The sequence below is a fragment of the Caballeronia sp. LZ065 genome, assembly GCF_031450975.1.
GTDB lineage: Bacteria > Pseudomonadota > Gammaproteobacteria > Burkholderiales > Burkholderiaceae > Caballeronia.
In genome coordinates, this window is the sequence record NZ_JARUXV010000004.1 from 881,096 (window position 1) to 899,077 (window position 17,982).

Consider the following 17,982-nt stretch of genomic DNA (forward strand, 5'->3'; position numbering starts at 1 on the left):
ATGAGCGTATCGGTAAGCTGTACGTGCGCCGGGCAAGCATGCTCTCGAAGAGCAACGGCGAGCATCAGGTGAGGCCCGTGTACGGATCTGTATCCTTTCGGATGTCGCCATCTTCCCACCCACATGAATGGAGCCTGACATGACGACGCCATCGGCGGACTGGCAAGCCGCGCAATACTCAGTGTTCGAGGAACAGCGCACGCGCCCCGTGCGCGACCTGCTCAGTGCCACGCATGCCGCGACGGCGCGCACGGCCGTGGACCTCGGCTGCGGCCCGGGCAACTCGACGCAGACGCTGCTCGACTTCGCGCCTGACGCCCGCATCACCGCCATCGACAACTCCGCCGACATGATCGCCGCCGCGCGCAAGCGCCTGCCGCAGATTGCGTTCGAGCTTGCTGACATCGGCGCATGGCGCACCGACAGCCTTTACGACCTGATTCTCGCGAACGCCTCACTGCAATGGCTGCCCGATCACGCGACGCTGTTTCCTTCGCTCGCGGCCAGGCTCACGCCGGGCGGGCGGCTGGCGGTGCAGATGCCCGACAATCTCGACGAACCCGCGCACCAGGCGATGCGCGCAGCCGCCGCCGACGGCCCCTGGCGCGGCAAGCTCGAAGGCGTCGAGCGCACGGCGCGGCACGGCGCCGACTGGTACTACATGCGGCTCAAGCCGCACTGCGCGCAGGTCGACGTATGGCGCACCACGTATCACCATCCGCTCGAAGGCGGCATTGAAGGCATCGTGGAATGGTTCAAGGGCAGCGCGCTGCGGCCGTTCCTCGCGAAGCTCGACGCAGACGAAGGCATGGCCTTCCTCGAACGCTATCGCGCGGGCCTGCGCACGGCTTATACGGTGCAGGACGACGGCACCGTGCTGCTGCCCTTTCCGCGTCTGTTCATCGTCGCCACGCGCTGAGAGCGCTGAACTTCACTGCACGCGGCTCTGTTCGCGCAACATCTGCGCGAACTGCCGCGCAGCCGGCGACAGCGCTCCGCCCTTGCGCGTCACGATGCCGAATGTCTGCGACTTGGACTTCATCCGCACCGGCAGGATGCGCAGCATGCCGTGGCGCTCGAACTCGCGGGCCACGCTTGCGGGCAGGATCGACACCAGTTCGGCGCTTTGCTTGAGCAGGCTCACCGTCAGCAGCGGCGAGGCCGTGGAGATGGGATTGACCGGCATCGGCAGGCCGGCGAGGTCCAGTTCGCGTTCGAGCAACGCGCTCATCGGCATGTAGGTGGGATAGGTCACCCAGCGGTAGTGCGCGAGATCGGCGAAGCCCACTTCGCGCGCGCCGGTGCGCTCGTGCCCCTGCCCGACGACGATGCACAACGGTTCGTCCATCAGCGGCTGATAGTGATATTTCGACGGCTGATCGGACACGCTGGAGCGGCCGATGACGAGATCGACACGGCCGTCGTCGAGCATCGGCAGCATGCGCGCGCTCGTGTCCTCGAGCACTTCGATGGCGAGATCGGGATGTTTCGCATGCATCTCGTTGACGATCGGCGCGACCACGCCCGGCACCGCGCCCATGATGGTGCCGACCGTCAGGCGTCCGCCCGTCCCCGCGCGGATCTGCGCGAATTCATGACATAGCGAATTCAGATCGGCGGCCAGCACGCGCGCATAACGCACCACGCAGCGGCCGAAGGGATTCGGAATCAGCCCGGTCTTGGCGCGCTCGAACAGCGGCGCTTCCAGCATCGATTCGAGTTCGGCCAGCGCCTTGCTGGCGGCGGACTGCGTCATGGCCATCGCGCTCGACGCCTTGTGCAGCGATTTGTGGTCGTCCAGCGCGATCAGCAATTGCAGCTGCTTCATGCGCAGCCGCGACATCAGCACGTCCAATGTGTTCTTCATGGTCTGGCGCCCCGCCCGACGCGTCCCGCGCGTCCGGGGTGATTCCTGAAAGCGATCATGCGATGGAAAGGTTTCACTATACAGCCCGGCTCCGGAGGCCGTATAGTCGCCGCAGGGAGCGGTCATCGTACAACCGGCGACAACGACCGCCATGAATCCATTCCAGCAAGGACGAGACATCATGCAACTCACAGGCAATCTGCTCATCGGCCAGGAATCGCGCTTCGGCTCGAACGGCTCCATCAAGGCCGTCAATGCATCGACCGGCGCGGCCATCGAACCGGCTTTCGGCGGCGCCACGGCCGACGACCTCGAACGCGCGTGCGCGCTCGCATGGACCGCGTTCGATCAATATCGCGAAACCTCGCCCGAAGCCCGCGCCACCTTCCTCGAAACCATCGCGCAGAACATCCTCGACATCGGCGACGACCTGATCGAGCGCTGCATGATGGAAAGCGGCCTGCCGCGCGCGCGTATCGAAGGCGAGCGCGGCCGCACCGTCGGCCAGCTGCGCATGTTCGCGGGCGTCGTCCGCAACGGCGATTTCCTCGGCGTGCGCATCGATCCGGCCCAGCCGGAACGCAAGCCGCTGCCGCGCGTCGATCTGCGTCTGCGTCATATCGGCGTGGGTCCGGTCGCCGTGTTCGGTGCGAGCAACTTCCCGCTCGCGTTCTCGGTCGCCGGCGGCGACACCGCATCGGCGCTGGCCGCCGGCTGCCCGGTCATCGTGAAGGCACACTCGGCGCACCCGGGCACCTCGGAACTCGTCGGCCGCGCGCTGCAAAAAGCCGTGAAGGATTGCGGCATGCCCGAAGGCACGTTCTCGCTGCTGTTCGACAGCGGCCGCGACATCGGCCAGGGTCTCGTCAAGGACAACCGCATCAAGGCAGCCGGCTTCACGGGCTCGCGCGGCGGCGGCACGGCGCTGATGAAGCTCGCCGCAGCACGCGCCGAACCGATTCCCGTCTACGCTGAAATGAGCAGCATCAACCCGGTTGTGCTGTTCCCGAGCGCGCTGAAGAACCGCGCGGAAGGCATCGCCAAGGCGTTCGTGGGTTCGCTCGTGATGGGCGCCGGCCAGTTCTGTACGAATCCGGGCCTGGTGCTCGCCATCGACGGTCCCGACCTCGACGCGTTCATCGCCGCCGCCGCGACGGCGCTCAAGGAAACGGCCGCGCAGACCATGCTGACGCCGGGCATCTGCAAGGCCTATCAAGGCGCCGTGACGCGCGCCGCCGAGCACGCGGGCGTGACGACCGCCGCGCTTGGCGTCGAGCAGAAGGGCGAGAACCAGGGCCAGTCGGCGCTGTTCGTGACGACCGCCGATGCGTTCCGCAAGAGCCATGAGTTGCAGGAAGAGATTTTCGGGGCGTCGTCGCTGGTGGTGCGCTGCCCGGACCTCGCCGCGATGCGCGAGCTGATCGAGTCGCTGGAAGGCCAGCTGACCGCGGCGCTGCATATCGATGATGCCGATCACGCCGACGCACGCAGCTTCCTGCCCGCGCTCGAACGCCGCACCGGCCGCATCCTGGTGAACGGTTTCGGCACGGGCGTGGAAGTCGGTCACGCGATGGTGCACGGCGGCCCGTATCCGTCGACGGCGGACGGCCGCTCGACCTCGGTCGGCAGCCTCGCCATCAATCGCTTCCTGCGTCCGGTCAGCTATCAGGACCTGCCTGACGCACTGCTGCCCGACGCGCTCAAGACGGAAAATCCGCTGGGCCTGAACCGCCGTATCGACGGTACGCTGCAACTGGCGAAGTAAGGTCTTTCAACGCTTGGGCACGGGCCGCCGCGCATCATGCGCGCAGCGGCCCGTGTTGTTTTGGGGCAGCGCGTTGAGCAATAACGATCGCCTTCCGGACAATGCTTCGGAACCCTGAGAAAGCCGTTTTGCGCTGCGGCCGCAAGGGTCTCGAGCGACGCGTCGGCGAGATGCAACAAGACGTTTCAGATGTCGCCAGCCATGACACGCGCGATTTGCTTTGCCATCAGTGGTTTATCCTTCAGTCACGCCCCCTTGTCGGCAAACGGCTAAGGAATGGCGGCTCAAAACCGCCGGGCCGATCCCAAAATGTCAGAAACATAGTGAGCGAGAGAGCGAGACGTATCGCGCGATGCCTGCTCGGGCGCCGCCCATCCGTAGCGATCCGACGCTTTGACATCCATATCCGGGCCATGTGCCGGACACCGCGTGACGTGTCCGGGCACGATACGAGGCAGCGGGACGGCCAACAGACCGTTTCGCCGCGTGAGTCACTCTTGATTCGACGGCCCGAGATAGGTGCGAAAGGCAATTGACGTCCGAAAGCGGTTGAACCATATTCGGGCTGACGTTTCCACTCGCGGTATGCCACGCGAGGAAACCGTACGAAGGATTGCTGCTGCGGGACTTGGGTCCCGATGTTGAGATGCCGCTTGAGCGCGCATCCGGCGGCCACGCGAACAGGCAACCTCACGCACATGTCCTTCGAGGGCTTCAAGCATGACCACGCGTTTGACGTTTCCTGCATCAATGTTCTCTGTCGTCTGCCAGCGGTGTGGCAGCACGATGCGCAAGAACGCTGACAGCTGTCCCAATTGCGGCGCGGACCGCACTGCCGCGCGCGGCGCCAGGCGCGCCGCTGTTCCGGCCTCGGCCAATGCCGGCATGTTCGAGCAGACGGCTTCGGCTTCGGCCTCTGCGGCAGCCTCAGCTTCAGCCGGTGCGTCCCTCGGCGGCGCTGATCGTGCCGAGCCCACGCTGCGGCCCGGCTGGCCGGCTTGGGATGCGAAGCGCGCCAGCGAACGCATCGCGCAGAAAGCGGCGGAGTACCGCACGCGGCGTGCCGAGATGCACGCCCGCAGCACCTACGCCGATTCCAGCAACGACCCCGACGCCATGCCTGGATCCGACCGCTGGAGCCGCAACAAGACGCTCGTCGCGGCTGCCTGCGCCGGCGTGCTGCTGGCCGGCGCGGCGTTCTATCTGCAAGAGTCCGGCACCTCGGGCGGCGACAATGCCGCCTCCGCCGATCACAGCGTCTCCGGCGTGATCGATTCGAAGATGGGTTCGCTGGCGCGTGGCGCCATTGACACGGCCAACACGTTGAATAACGCCATCGTTCCCGCCACGCCTGCCCGGCGCGCTCCGTCCGCCCCCCGCGCGCTGGCTTCCGGCGATCCGCTGAGCGGCGCGCGTACTGCCCTCGACCAGCACGATCTCGGCGCCGCCCGCGCGCGCCTCAAGGCGCTTCCCGTGCAGCAGCAGGCGCGCGAGGAATATGAAACGCTCAAGGACGAACTGGTCAAGCGCGAACTGCAACGCGATGCCGCGCTGCAACTGGCGCGCGCCTGCGAACGGACGTCCGCATGGGCATGCGTGCAGCAGAACGCGGGCGAGGCGCTGGCGCTCGACGGCGGCAACGTCGAATCGCAGGCCATGCTGGAGCGTGTGATCTCGCACGCGGGCTGGCTGGCGCCGAGCGCATCGGCGGCGCTGGCGAAGAGGACGCCGGCCGTCCCTGCGGCCAATGCAACCGCCCCTGCACCCTCCGTGAACGCCGCCGACACGACGCCCAGACCGGCCGTCGGCGTTCCTGCGCAGGCAAACGTTGCAGCAGCGTCGCCCGCGACGAAGCCGGGCAGCAGCGCGCAGAGAGCCGCCGAGCGGCAGCGCGCGGCGCAACGCAGCGCGGCCGCGCGCGCGGCTGCGGAAGAAGCGCGGTCCGACACAGCCTACGATTCGCGTGCGGAGAAATTCGCGCGCGGCCAGGTGGCGACCAATGCGATCACGGCGGCGACGGTCGCGCCGTCGCCCTCGGTCGTCACAAAGGTGCCCGCGCCTGCGGTGGTCGCGCCTCCGGCACAGGTCCAGGCACAGACGCCCGCGCAGACGCAGGCAGCGGTCCAGGCGCCCGCGCAGCCGACTGTCAGAACCACCCCGGCTCCGGCCGCGCAGGCTGCACCGCCCGTGCAGACGCAGGCCGCCGCACCGGCACAGGCGCCCGCGCAAGCGGCTGTCAGAACCGCCCCGGCTCCGGCAGCGCAAGCGGCAGCGCCGCGCGCGCCTTATTACCTCGGCGAGGAAGAGCCGAAGTCCTCCGTACAGTCCGGACAGTCCGCTCAGCCCGCCGCGCGCGCCGCCAGTCCGCGCACGCCCTACTACCTCGGCGAAGACCCGCCGCAACAGCAACAGGCGGCGCCCGCCGTGCGGTCGGCGGTACCGCGGCCACCGCAATCGACGGGACAAAGCAGTTCGATTGAGCCGTCCGCGCTTACCGTCCCCACACCGGCCGCGACGACACCGGCCGCCATCTCGGCCGCCGTGCCGAGGCCGCCGGTGGCGGTCGCCCAGCCCATGCCGAACGTCGTCGCGCCGCGCTCGGCGACCACCGCGGCAACGGCGACAGCGACGGCAACGACCGCCAGCCCCGCCACGACGCCGGCCGTCGCGACGCGCAGTGCGCAGCCCGTCGCGACGGCGGCCTCGCCGCAATTTGGCGCCATGCCAGCGGGCACCCATCTCGACTCCGACAAATCCGAGGAGCTCGAACGCGCCATCAAACAGTATGGCTGGAGCAGCAGCGGCGACTCGAGCCGAAGCCAGAAGCCCTCGCAATAAGCGATCAGCACAGAGCACAGAGCAAACAACGGCAAACAGCAGCAAGCAACAACACACCAGACACGACGAGAGATCAGCAGCAAGCCTGATCGGCGCACAAGAAAAAAGAATCACGAGCGCCACGCCAAGAACGAGCAGCAGAAAAAAAGAGCAGAGACAGCGGAAGCATCCGTAGCAGCCAGACCAGCAGAGACAGCACCTAAAGCACCGACAACGACGACGCACGGCACACACCGCCTCTCGCGCAACGCGCCTCGGGCCGCATGTGAGTGACCGCGCACGACCGGATTGCGCGCCAGGCGTACGCGAGACTTTCTTCGTAGCGGCCACGCGCGAGTTTCAGAGCAGCCGTCCAACACCGACCAAGGGACCATCATGTTCATCCAACAACGCATGGGCAATGCCGCGCGGGGCCTCCTTGCGCTCGTCGCCATCACGGGGATCACCGGGTTCGCCGGCGCGTCAGCCAGTTTCGCGGCCGATCCCATCCCCTACAAGATCACCACGGGTCAGGAGCGCGGCACCTATATCCAGATCGGACAGGATCTGTCGAAGTACGTGGCCGAACCAGCGGGCATCGAACTCGACGTGCTGCCGTCGAAGGGCTCGGCCGAAAACGTTCAGCGCATGCGCTACGAGCCGGGTGTGAAGTTCGCGCTGGTGCAATCGGACGTGTATCAGGCGTACATGGACATGGCGACCTCCGGCAACGCGGAAGCCGGCAAGATCATCAAGCCGCTGCGGCTCATCATGCCGCTCTACGACGAGGAGATCTATTTCGTCGCGCGGGCCGATTCGCCGATGAAGAACATCCAGGAGATCAAGGGCAAGAACATCAGCGTCGGGCCGATCGGCAGCGGCACGGCGCAGTCGGCCGAGACGCTGTACCGGCTGATGTTCGGCGAACCGATCGCCGATGCCAACGAGCAGCATCTCAACAACGAGGATTCGCTCGCGAAGCTGATCGTCGGCAAGATCGACGTGGCGGTGATCGTCGCGGGCCAGCCGGCCAAGCTGTTCCAGGACATGAACCCGGAATTGCTGAAGCAGATCAAGCTGCTGCGTCTCGACGCCAGCGCCCCCGAAACCGCGCGCGCGAAGCAAACCTACTTCCCTGCCACGATCCGCACGTCCAGTTATCCGAACTGGATCCAGGAAGACACGCCGACGCTCACCGTCAAGGCCTTTCTCGTGACCTACGACTATGGTCTGCGCGGTACGGTCGGCGCGCTGTCGAAGTTCGCGGATTCGCTGTGCACCAACTTCGACACGCTGCAGGCACAAGGTCATCCGAAGTGGAAGCAGGTGCATCTCGAACTGCCGCCGCTCACCCGCGGCTGGAAATACTATCCCCCGATGGAAAAGCACCTGCGCGCCTGCATCGCGCAACGCACGGCGGCGGCGGAGCAGTCGCAGAATCCGACACGCCAGGTGTCGGCGCGTCAGCAGGATGGAACGGTGCAGCGCGTGAAGAAGGCGTCGTGTTCGGCGCAGGAGAAGCTGCTGCTGTTGTGCGATCAGTGACACGCCGCGACGCCGACGGAACCGGCCACCGTGATCGACGCGCGTGGCCGGCAGCGCATGGAGAATGATCCGAAGGCGCGTGCATCGCAAACGGAAACAGTCGCGGCCATGCGTGCGCATCGCCAGGAAAGCATTTTTTGAGACATGGTTTCAGGGTACAACCTGCACACGGGTTGGCGATGACCCGAAGGAGCCGTGACCGTGCCCAGATCCTGCTATTGCCTGCCGTTGAGCCGCGCCTCGCTCAGCAGGAAGAAGACTGCCGCACCAGGAGTACGCACGCGCCGAAGCATGCTCGAGCCGGAGATCCTGGCCACCCATACACCGCCGTTGCCGGACGTTCCATCGGCGGATCTGGAGGCGTGGGACGACTCGGCATTTTCAGATCCCAAGACACTCGAAAACAGCGATTACGCGGCGTTTCGCCTGCTCGTGCACACGGTCCACTGCGGCGAACTCGAACGCGAAAACGGCATGCAGCTTTTTCGCGAGGGGACGATGGCGTTGAATCAGTGGGACACGATCAGCGCCAGCGTCATCGACGAGAACAACTGCTTCACCTATGCAACGGTGGGTTTCGCGTTGCGCGTTCCGAAGCAGAACATCCTGCTGACGTCGTTCAGGGACATGGATTTCGATGGCAACAACGGTAATCTCGATCGTCAGCGAAACTGGTTGATTCCAAGTCTGGCCGCCCGAATCAAGGCCATGCCCGCGCATGGACGCAACGGCCTTCTGATGCGGCATATTCTCGACCAGGCGGACCGCTATCCCATCATCTCGCCCGAGGACGTGCTCGAACACACTCGCAGACTTCATCAGGAACACAACGAAGTCATCGTGATGACGCGTCCCGATGTCTTCATCCAGCGTGGCTCGTTCGGCAGCGAACGGCTCCTCAAGACCGCGCCGGTCGAAATCGCGGCAATCTTTCGCGCCCGGGGTGAGAGCAAGGCGGTGTTTCCGAATACGAACAAGGAGGCGCTCATCGCCGAAGCCATACGGCTGGCGAGGGACAACCTGGGCGACCTGCCGGTGCTCGAGATTCCCGGCATGGTCACGAACGTCGATTGACTCCTCCGGCGCTCATCAACGCCGCAAGCCGCGTCATCCCGTCTTCGATGACCGCTTCCGCCGTTCCGCCATAACCCAGCAGCACGCCTTGCTGCGTCGGCTGGCCTGCATGAAAGCCGCGTATTCCGGCAATCCCCACCGACACGCCCCGCGCCGCCGCGACCACCTCTTCCTCGCGCCACGGCGCCTTGAGCCGCGCGACCAGATGAATGCCCGCCGACGCCGGCAGCGGCTCGAACCACGGCGCGAGCGCGCCATTGAGATGCGCGAGCAGGCGAGCGCGGCGCCCGGCATAGGCCTTGTGCATGCGCCGCAGATGCCGCGCGAAGTCGCCGTCGAGCATGAATGCGCCGAGCGCCGTCTGCGTCAGCATGCAGCCGTGCCAGTCGCAGATCTGCCGGGCCTGCCATAGCGGCACTGACAAGCTCGGCGGCGGCACCACGTAGCCGAGCCTCAGATCGGGAAAGAGCGTCTTCGAAAAGGTGCCGACATACGCCACCACGCCCGCATGATCCAGACTCTTGAGCGACTCCATCGGCCGTCCCTCGAAGCGGAACTCGCCGTCGTAGTCGTCCTCGACGATCACCGCCCCGCGCCGCGCCGCCCATGCGAGCAACGCGACGCGCCGTTCGAGACTCATCGGCATGCCGAGCGGGAACTGGTGCGACGGCGTCACGTAGACGAGCCGCGTGTTGCGCGGCAGCCTGCTCACGACGATGCCCTCGCCGTCCACCGGCACATGCGCGAGCCGCGCGCCCATCGACGCGAACAGTGCGCGTGCCGGCGGATAACCCGGTTCCTCTACCGCGACGACATCGCCCGGACGGATCACGACGCGCGCCAGCAGATCAAGCGCCTGTTGCGCGCCCTGCGTGACCAGCACGTCCTGCCAGTTGCAGGCCACCGCGCGGCTGAACGCGAGATAGCGCGCAATGCCCAGCCGCAATTCCTGCTCGCCGCCCGGATCGCGATAGCCCGCCACGCCGCCGCCCGCACGCGCCTGCGCGCGCAGCGCGCGGTTGACGCAGCGGCGCCAGGCGTCGTGCGGAAACAGCGTCCGGTCGGTCACGCCGCCCTTGAAGTCGCATTCGAGCGGTTCGCCGGCGGGCGGCATCGGCATGGTCATGCGCTCGGGCAGCTGGCGCCAGATGCCGGCGGCACGCGCACGGGCCGACTGCGGTTCGGCGCGCGCGCCGGGCAGGCGTGCGAGGCCATCGGCGACGAAGGTGCCGTCGCCCGCGCGGGTGCGCAAAAAACCTTCGGCGATCAGGCGCTCGAAGACGTCGAGCGTGGTCTTGCGCGACACGCCGAGCTGGGCCGCGAGATCGCGCGTGGACGGCAGGCGCGCGTGCGCGGCGAGCCGTCCTTCGACGATACCCGCGCGCAGTTGCGCATAGATCTGGCCGGTGAGGTCGCGACGGCCGTGCAGTGTGATGTGGATGTCCACGGTTTCGAGAGAGCGTACGGTGTTGAACGGGCTTGCGACGAACTTGCGCCGACCCGCTTCATCCCGCCCCGAACGCCGCTTGGCACAAGGTCTCGCCCTGCTCGCTGAGCCACGCGCTGCCGGTGCCGTCTTCGTTCATGTTCATCTGCGCCAGCCCCGCTTCTTCGAGCCCGGTCAACTGACGTCTGAGCGCGCTCATCGGCAGCCCGGCCTGCTTCGCCAGTTTTGCCAGCGACCAGGCGCGCTGCGGCGTGCCTTCCCGCGCGCGCCACAGTTGTTCCAGCACGGCGACCAGCGCCGGATCGATGTCGTCGCTCATATTCTGTCTCCTTTCTCACCATGCGCCGCGAGCTCGCCGGCCAGCGCCCCCAGCCGCCGCAACGCGGCTTCGCTCTGCGCCGTCCACGGATAACTGTAGTTGAGCCGGATGTAGTGGCTGAATGCATTGCGTGTCGAAAACATATAACCCGGCCCGACCGTGATGCCGCAGTCGAGCGCCGCGCGATAAAGCCGCATCGAATCGACGCGCTCCGGCAGTTCCACCCACAGCACATAGCCGCCCTGCGGCGCCGAGGTGCGCGTGCCCGCCGGAAAGAAGCGCTCGACCAGCGCGGTCATGATGCGCGCCTGCTGCCGGTAAAGCCGCCGCACGCGCCGCAGATGGCGGTCGTAGCCGTCCTGGCGCAGATAATCGGCGATGGCGATCTGCGGCACGGACGGCGTCGTCAGCGTGTTGAGGAACTTGAGCTTCTCGACCTGCGCACGGTAGCGCCCCGGCATCGCCCAGCCGATCCGGTAGGACGCCGTCAGGCTCTTCGAGAACGACGCGCAATGCAGCACGAGACCCTTGGTGTCGAAGTTCTTGAGCGTGGTCGGGCGCGTGTCGCCGTAGTAGAGCTCCTGATAGACATCGTTCTCGATGACCGGGATGTCGTGCTCCGTGAGCAGGTCGACGAGCGCGCGCTTGCGGTCGTCGGGCATCTGGAAGCCGAGCGGATTCTGGAAGTTCGGCATCACCATGCACGCGGCAATCTTGCGCTTCGCGATGATCTGCGCCAGCGCCTCGACATCGATGCCGTCGACGGGATGCGTCGGCACTTCGATCGCACGCATGCCGAGGCGCTCGATTGCGTGCAGCATCGCGTAATAGGTCGGCGACTCGACCGCGACCGTATCGCCCGGCTTCGCGACCGCCTGGAGGCTCAGGTTGATCGCCTCGGTCGCCCCGACCGTGATGACGACCTCCTCCGGATTCACCGGCACGCCGTTCTCCGCGTAACGCCGCGCAATCTGCCGGATCAGTTCGGGATTGCCGGGCGGCAGGTCGTCGATCAGATTCCAGCTCGAATGGCGCCGCGCGATGGCGTTCGCATACTGGTTGATGCGCCGCCACGGAAACGGCTCCGGGTCTGGATACGGCGAGCCGAACGGCACGGCGTCATGTGCGCGGATGCTGCGCAGCGTCGAGAGCACCAGCCGGCTGACATCCACTTCCGACGCCGTGGCGCTCACCCGCTTCGGCGCGGCATGCGCCACGCCCGCCGGCGGTTTCGTGCGCACGAAATAGCCGGACTGCGGCCGCGTCTCCAGCACGCCGCGGCTTTCGAGGATCGCGTAGGCGTGCAGCACCGTCTTGATGCTCACACCGTGCTGCTGGCTCGCCTGCCGCACCGACGCGATCTTCTCCCCCGCCGCGAATACGCCGCGGCGCACGGCTTCCTCGATTTCGTCGGCGAGCTTTTCGTAGAGTTTCACTGGGCGCTGTTCCTTGGAGACTTCGCGGCGGGCCTGACTTCGCAGTCTAGGGCAAAATGCCGCAACTGTATCCCTCGGATTTCTCTTTTTCTGTGCGCCGCGTTCGTTTCGGGACACAGTAGGCTTCTTCTCATTGCATGCTCTGCCTGATCCGAACGCCATGAAGAAGCCCGAAGCCCGCATCGAACCTTATACGCACCCTGCCGCGGGCTGGGGCGCGTTGAAGCAGGTTGCCATCAACCTCGTCAAGGAGCGCGTGGCGGGCGGGAACTACCGGACACTCTTCAAGCAGAATCAGCCCGACGGCTTCGATTGCCCCGGCTGCGCATGGCCCGACCGCGAGCACGGCTCGACTTTCGAGTTCTGCGAGAACGGCGTGAAAGCCGTTGCCGCCGAAGCGACCAGCAAGCGCGTGACGCCTGCGTTCTTCGAGCAGCACACGGTGAGTGCGCTGATGGCGCAGACCGACTATGAACTGGAGCAGCACGGCCGCCTGACCGACCCGCTCGTCTACGATGCGAAGCGCGACCGTTACGTGCCGATCGAATGGAACGATGCGTTCGAACTGATCGCGTCGCACCTGAAGCAACTCGACGATCCCGATCGCGCCGCTTTCTACACCTCGGGCCGCGCCAGCAACGAAGCCGCGTTCCTGTACCAGTTGTTCGTGCGCATGTACGGCACCAACAACTTCCCCGACTGCTCGAACATGTGTCACGAGGCGACGAGCCGCGGCCTGCCGCATACGGTGGGCGTCGGCAAGGGCACGGTCACGCTCGACGACTTCGAGCACGCCGACACGCTGCTGCTGTTCGGCCAGAATCCCGCGACGAACCATCCGCGCATGCTCGGCGAACTGCGCGAGTGCGCGAAGCGCGGCGCGACCATCGTGTCGATCAACCCGCTGAAGGAGCGCGGTCTCGAACGCTTCGCGAGCCCGCAACACACGCTCGACATGCTGTCGCCGAAGGGCGTGAAGATCAGTTCGGTGTTCATCCGCCCGAAGGTGGGCGGCGACTTCGCGCTCATCAAGGGCGTGGCCAAGCGCGTGATCGAACTGGATGACGCAGCCGTCGCGAACGGCGGCGAACGCGTGCTGGATGTCGCGTTCATCGCGGAGCACACGGTGAATTTCGACGCCTTCGCCGACGACCTGCGCGCCGAAAGCTGGGACGCGATCCTCGCGGAATCGGGCGTTGAGCGTGACGACCTGCTGAATCTCGCCGATATCTACGTGAAGGGCCGCGCCGTCATCTCGACCTGGGGCATGGGCCTCACGCAGCACAAGAACTCGGTGCCGACCATCCAGTTGCTGTCGAACCTGATGATGATGCGCGGCAATATCGGCCGGCGCGGCGCGGGGCTGTGCCCGGTGCGCGGCCACTCGAACGTGCAGGGCGACCGCACGGTAGGCATCGAAGAAAAGCCGACCCAGGATTTTCTCGACCGGCTCGGCGCGGCCTATGACTTCGAGCCGCCGCGCGAGCATGGCTACGATGTGGTCGAAACCATCCACGCGATGCTCGAAGGCAAGGTGAAAGTGTTCATCGGCCTGGGCGGCAACTTCTCGATCGCGACGCCCGACACGCCGCGCACCTGGGAAGCGATGCGCGCGTGCGACCTCACCGTGCACATCACGACCAAGCTGAACCGCAGCCATCTGGTGCATGGCCGCGACGCGCTGATCCTGCCGACGCTCGGCCGCACCGAAATCGATCTGCAAAACGGCGTGCCGCAAGGCGTGTCCGTGGAGGACTCGATGAGCATGGTGCACATCTCCTACGGCATGAACAAGCCGGCCTCGCCGAACCTGCTCTCCGAGGTGGCGATCGTCGCGCGCATGGCGCAGGCGACGCTCGGTTCAAGGAAGGTGGACTGGCTCGCGCAAGCGGGCGACTACGCGCTGATCCGCGACGGCATCGAAAAGGTGATCGACGGCTTCGGGCGCTACAACGAGCGCCTCAAGCAACCGGGCGGCTTTCATCTGGGCGTGGCCTCGCGCGAGCGGGTGTGGAAGACGCCGAGCGGCAAGGCGCAGTTCATCGTGCATGCCATTGCGCACGACACGCCGATTCACCGTGCCCGCGCGCGTCACGGCGAGCGCCTGATGACGCTGATGACGACCCGTTCGCACGATCAATACAACACGACCATCTACGGACTCGATGACCGTTATCGAGGCGTGTACGGCCAGCGTCATGTGTTGTTCGCGAACCGCGAGGACATCGACCTGCTGGGCTTCGAGCCGGGCGAACGCGTGGACATCACGAGCGTGTGGGACGACGGCGTGGAGCGCCGCGTGAACGGCTTCACACTGGTGGAATACGACATTCCGCGCGGCTGTCTCGGCGCGTACTACCCGGAGACGAATCCGCTCGTGCCGCTGTCTTCAGTTGCGGATGGCGCGGGTACGCCGACCTCGAAGTCCATTCCGGTGCTGCTGAGCCGCTCTGCTGCCATGGCTGCCGTCTCTGCCTGAGCGCCACGCGGCGGATGCGTCTCTCGAACGCCCGCGTGCCGCTGAAACGGCAGTGGATGAACCCGCCCAGCGCGGCGAAGATCGCCACGCCGGCAATCCAGCCGCCGGCGAAACTGTGGAGCCTGCCGCTGAACCAGACGATGCCCGTCATGGCCGAGCCGAACACCGTCATCACGATGGCGAACGGCGGGCAATGCTCATGTTCGATCCTGACCTGACTCCAGGCGCCCAGCCGCTGGCGGTAGCCGCTCACGGAGTGCCGGTTGATGGCATGACTCATCGTGTTCTCCGTGGTCTCGCTTCGATTGCCTCGAAACAACCATACGAAAACGAAGAACCCGCTGCCATCGGACGATTCCGAAACTGCTGCGCGCCGCCTTACTTGGCCCCGGCGAACTCCTGGACTTCGGCATCGGCTTCGCCGGCAAGCGGCACCACGCCCGACGGCCCCGACGCATGCGGATGCAACAGCAGCGCGACCAGTCCGCTCCAGCCCGTTTGATGCGAAGCGCCGACGCCGCGCCCATTGTCGCCATGAAAGTATTCGTGAAACAGCACGAGATCGCGTGAACGCGGATCCGCCTGCAATTGCGGATAGGCACGCATCACCGGACGCTCGCCATTCGCATTGAGCAGGAACAGCGTGCTCACGCGGCGCGCGAGTTCATCGGCGATCTGCGCAAGCGAGAACTTCTGGCCTGAACCGGTCGGGTATTCGACCTGGAAGTCGTCGCCGTAATAGCGGTGGAACTCGCGGATCGATTCAATCAGCAGGAAGTTGACCGGCATCCACACCGGACCGCGCCAGTTCGAATTGCCGCCGAACACGCGCGAGTCCGACTCGCCCGGCAGATAGCGGATGCTGAAGCTTTCGCTGTTGTGATAGAAGACGAACGGGTTGTCGAGATGGACGCGCGACAGCGCCCGCACGCCGTGATCCGAGAGGAACTCGGTTTCATCGAGCATCCGCTTGAGCAGCGCCTTCATGCGATGCCCCCGCAGCAGCGACAGCAGCACGCTGTTGCCGCGCCCCGCGATGTTCCAGCGCGATACGAGCTTGGCCAGGTCCGGACGATGTTCGAGGAACCAGTGCATGCGGTCGCGCAGTCCCGGCAGCGAGCCGTGCACGCGCGGCTCCAGCACATGGACGGCAAACAGCGGACTCAGCCCGACGATCGAGCGGATGCGCATCGGCACGTTGCTGCCGTCCGGCAGGCGCAGCTTGTCGTAGAAGAACTCGTCTTCCATGTCCCACAGGCCGGTATCGCAATCGTCTTCACAGCTCACGGCCTCGGCGATGTACAGGAAGTGCTCGAAGAACTTCACCGCGATGTCGATGAACACCTTGTTCGCGTAGGCCAGTTCCAGTGCGATGCGCATCAGGTCGAGCGCATAGGCGGCCATCCACGCGGTGCCGTCGGCCTGATCGATGTGACCGCCGGTCGGCAGCGGCGACGAACGATCGAAGATGCCGATGTTGTCCAGCCCGAGAAAGCCGCCCTGGAAGATGTTCTTGCCGTCGGCGTCCTTGCGGTTGACCCACCACGAGAAGTTCAGCAGCAGCTTGTGGAACACGAGTTCGAGGAAGTCGCGGTCGCTCTTGCCGGTGATCGCGCGGTCGATCTCGTAGACCCGCCACGTGGCCCACGCATGCACGGGCGGATTGGCGTCGCCGAAAGCCCATTCGTAGGCAGGCAGTTGTCCGTTCGGATGCTGATAGCGGTCTTTCACGAGCAGCAGCAATTGCCGCTTGGCGAATTCCGGATCGATCAGCGCGAAGGCCGCCGCGTGGAACGCGAGATCCCACGATGCGTACCACGGGTACTCCCATTTGTCCGGCATCGACACGATGTCGGCATTGCACAGATGCCGCCAGTCCACATTGCGCCCGAAGCGCCGCTGCTTCGGCGGCTCGGGCTGCAAGGGATCGCCGTCGAGCCAGCGGGTGACGTCGAACTGGTAATACTGCTTCGACCACAGCATGCCGGCCAGCGCCTGCCGCTGCACGAGCCGCTGATCCACGCCGGCGATATCGTGCTGAAGCGCGCCGTAGAACTCATCCGCTTCGGCGATGCGGCGCTCGAACAAGGCATCCGCGTCGAGCGGCACAGCGTCGGGCGCCGACTCGGGCCGCCAGCGCAGATACACCACAGCGCGCCCGTGCGGCTCCAGCGCCAGATGCACATGAGCCGCCGCGCGCGTGCCGGAAGCGCGACGAATGGCGTTCTCGTCGCCGTTCACGAGGTAATCGTTGAAGCCGTCCTTGAAAGGCCCTTCGCCCTCCATGCCGTGCAGGCGCCGGACATTGGTCTCGTTTTCGCAGAAGAGCCAGTCCACCGCCGCGCCGTCCGCCGACCACGCCGTCACCACCATCGGCACGTGGCCGGTCTGTTCGGCGAGCACATAGGTGCCTTCGCCCTCCACCGTCTCCTGCGTCAGCGACGGCTTCACCGGCGTGGGCCGCCACGACCAGCTGTTGCGCGCCCAGATCTGCGGCAGCACGTCGAGTGCGGCCGGCGCCGCGCCGCGATTCTCGACGGTCACGCGCATCAGGATGTCGTCGGGCGTGTGCTTCGCATATTCGACCTGCACGTCGAAGTAGCGCTCGCCGTCGAAGACGCCGGTGTCGAGCACTTCGTACTCGGGCAGTTCGGCGCTGCGCCGGCCGTTTTCATCGACGAGATCGGCATAGGGAAACGCCGCATGCGGATACTTGTAGAGCATGCGCATGTAGGAGTGCGTCGGCGTGCCGTCGAGGTAGAAGTACAGTTCCTTGACGTCCTCGCCGTGATTTCCCTCCTGGTTCGTCAGGCCGAAGAGCCGCTCCTTGATGATCGGGTCCGCGCCATTCCACAGCGCCAGCGACACGCACCAGTTGAGCTTGTCGTCGCCGAAGCCGGCGAGACCGTCTTCGCCCCAGCGATAGGCGCGGCTGCGCGCGTGGTCGTGCGGAAAGTATTCCCAGGCGGTGCCGAACTCACTGTAGTCCTCGCGCACCGTGCCCCATTGGCGTTCGCTCAGGTACGGTCCCCAGCGCTGCCAGTGCGCGCAATCGGCGGAATGGAGCCGTGAGCCCTCGACGGTGTCGATCTGATTGACGGGGCGCGATTTCGGCATGAACGTCTCCTGGTGTGCGGTCGCGCAAAACTTCGCCTGGAGCTTGTCCAGGCCATGCGCGAACCCTCGGGCAAGAGCCGTAATTTAGCGCGTTTGGGCACGCGGCGCGCGCGCCC

General features: G+C 66.0%; 12 protein-coding genes. 7 read left to right on the forward strand and 5 right to left on the reverse strand.

Annotated elements, in window-relative coordinates; all coding sequences use genetic code 11:
• The first annotated feature begins 139 nt into the window (after nt 1-139).
• Nucleotides 140-919 (forward strand): trans-aconitate 2-methyltransferase, encoded by a 780-nt coding sequence (gene tam / locus QCE63_RS30605; RefSeq protein WP_309838263.1) that lies wholly within the window; start codon nt 140-142, stop codon nt 917-919.
• A 12-nt stretch (nt 920-931) separates the two neighbouring features.
• Here tam and QCE63_RS30610 read toward each other — a convergent pair whose 3' ends face one another.
• Entirely contained in the window at nt 932-1,867 is a 936-nt protein-coding gene (locus QCE63_RS30610) for a LysR family transcriptional regulator (protein WP_309820628.1), read from the reverse strand.
• A 181-nt stretch (nt 1,868-2,048) separates the two neighbouring features.
• Between QCE63_RS30610 and QCE63_RS30615 the strand changes: the two genes are divergently transcribed.
• From QCE63_RS30615 to QCE63_RS30630, 4 genes are all read left to right on the forward strand, one after another.
• Complete coding sequence (locus QCE63_RS30615) at nt 2,049-3,632, forward strand: aldehyde dehydrogenase (NADP(+)) (RefSeq protein ID WP_309838264.1); 1,584 nt, start codon at nt 2,049-2,051, stop codon at nt 3,630-3,632.
• A gap of 786 nt (nt 3,633-4,418) precedes the next feature.
• On the forward strand, nt 4,419-6,470 hold the full coding sequence (locus QCE63_RS30620) for a zinc ribbon domain-containing protein (protein WP_309838265.1): 2,052 nt from the start codon (nt 4,419-4,421) through the stop codon (nt 6,468-6,470).
• A gap of 375 nt (nt 6,471-6,845) precedes the next feature.
• Complete coding sequence (locus QCE63_RS30625) at nt 6,846-7,994, forward strand: TAXI family TRAP transporter solute-binding subunit (protein WP_309838266.1); 1,149 nt, start codon at nt 6,846-6,848, stop codon at nt 7,992-7,994.
• A gap of 291 nt (nt 7,995-8,285) precedes the next feature.
• Nucleotides 8,286-9,068, forward strand: a complete 783-nt coding sequence (locus tag QCE63_RS30630; protein WP_309838268.1) for a hypothetical protein — start codon at nt 8,286-8,288, stop codon at nt 9,066-9,068.
• Here QCE63_RS30630 and QCE63_RS30635 read toward each other — a convergent pair.
• The 3 genes from QCE63_RS30635 to QCE63_RS30645 are packed head-to-tail and all read right to left on the reverse strand — an operon-like array spanning nt 9,052 to nt 12,270.
• Nucleotides 9,052-10,515, reverse strand: coding sequence for a PLP-dependent aminotransferase family protein (locus QCE63_RS30635; RefSeq protein WP_309838269.1), 1,464 nt, complete (start codon nt 10,513-10,515; stop codon nt 9,052-9,054). The genes QCE63_RS30630 and QCE63_RS30635 overlap by 17 nt on opposite strands.
• 58 nt (nt 10,516-10,573) lie before the next feature.
• The gene (locus QCE63_RS30640) at nt 10,574-10,834 is read right to left on the reverse strand and encodes a helix-turn-helix domain-containing protein (protein WP_309838270.1); all 261 of its coding nucleotides are present in this window, start codon (nt 10,832-10,834) and stop codon (nt 10,574-10,576) included.
• On the reverse strand, nt 10,831-12,270 hold the full coding sequence (locus QCE63_RS30645) for a PLP-dependent aminotransferase family protein (protein WP_309838271.1): 1,440 nt from the start codon (nt 12,268-12,270) through the stop codon (nt 10,831-10,833). The genes QCE63_RS30640 and QCE63_RS30645 overlap by 4 nt, the downstream gene beginning before the upstream one ends.
• Before the next feature lie 160 nt (nt 12,271-12,430).
• Between QCE63_RS30645 and QCE63_RS30650 the strand changes: the two genes are divergently transcribed.
• Together QCE63_RS30650 and QCE63_RS30655 are read left to right on the forward strand one after the other, a co-directional pair.
• Entirely contained in the window at nt 12,431-14,749 is a 2,319-nt protein-coding gene (locus QCE63_RS30650) for an FdhF/YdeP family oxidoreductase (RefSeq protein WP_309838272.1), read from the forward strand.
• Between the two features lie 56 nt (nt 14,750-14,805).
• Nucleotides 14,806-14,967: a hypothetical protein gene (locus tag QCE63_RS30655; RefSeq protein ID WP_309838273.1), complete on the forward strand. Its 162-nt coding sequence runs from the start codon at nt 14,806-14,808 to the stop codon at nt 14,965-14,967.
• A gap of 160 nt (nt 14,968-15,127) precedes the next feature.
• On the opposite strand, the gene QCE63_RS30660 is transcribed toward QCE63_RS30655, so the two are convergent.
• The gene (locus QCE63_RS30660; RefSeq protein ID WP_309838275.1) at nt 15,128-17,866 is read right to left on the reverse strand and encodes an MGH1-like glycoside hydrolase domain-containing protein; all 2,739 of its coding nucleotides are present in this window, start codon (nt 17,864-17,866) and stop codon (nt 15,128-15,130) included.
• Between the last annotated feature and the right edge of the window lie 116 nt (nt 17,867-17,982).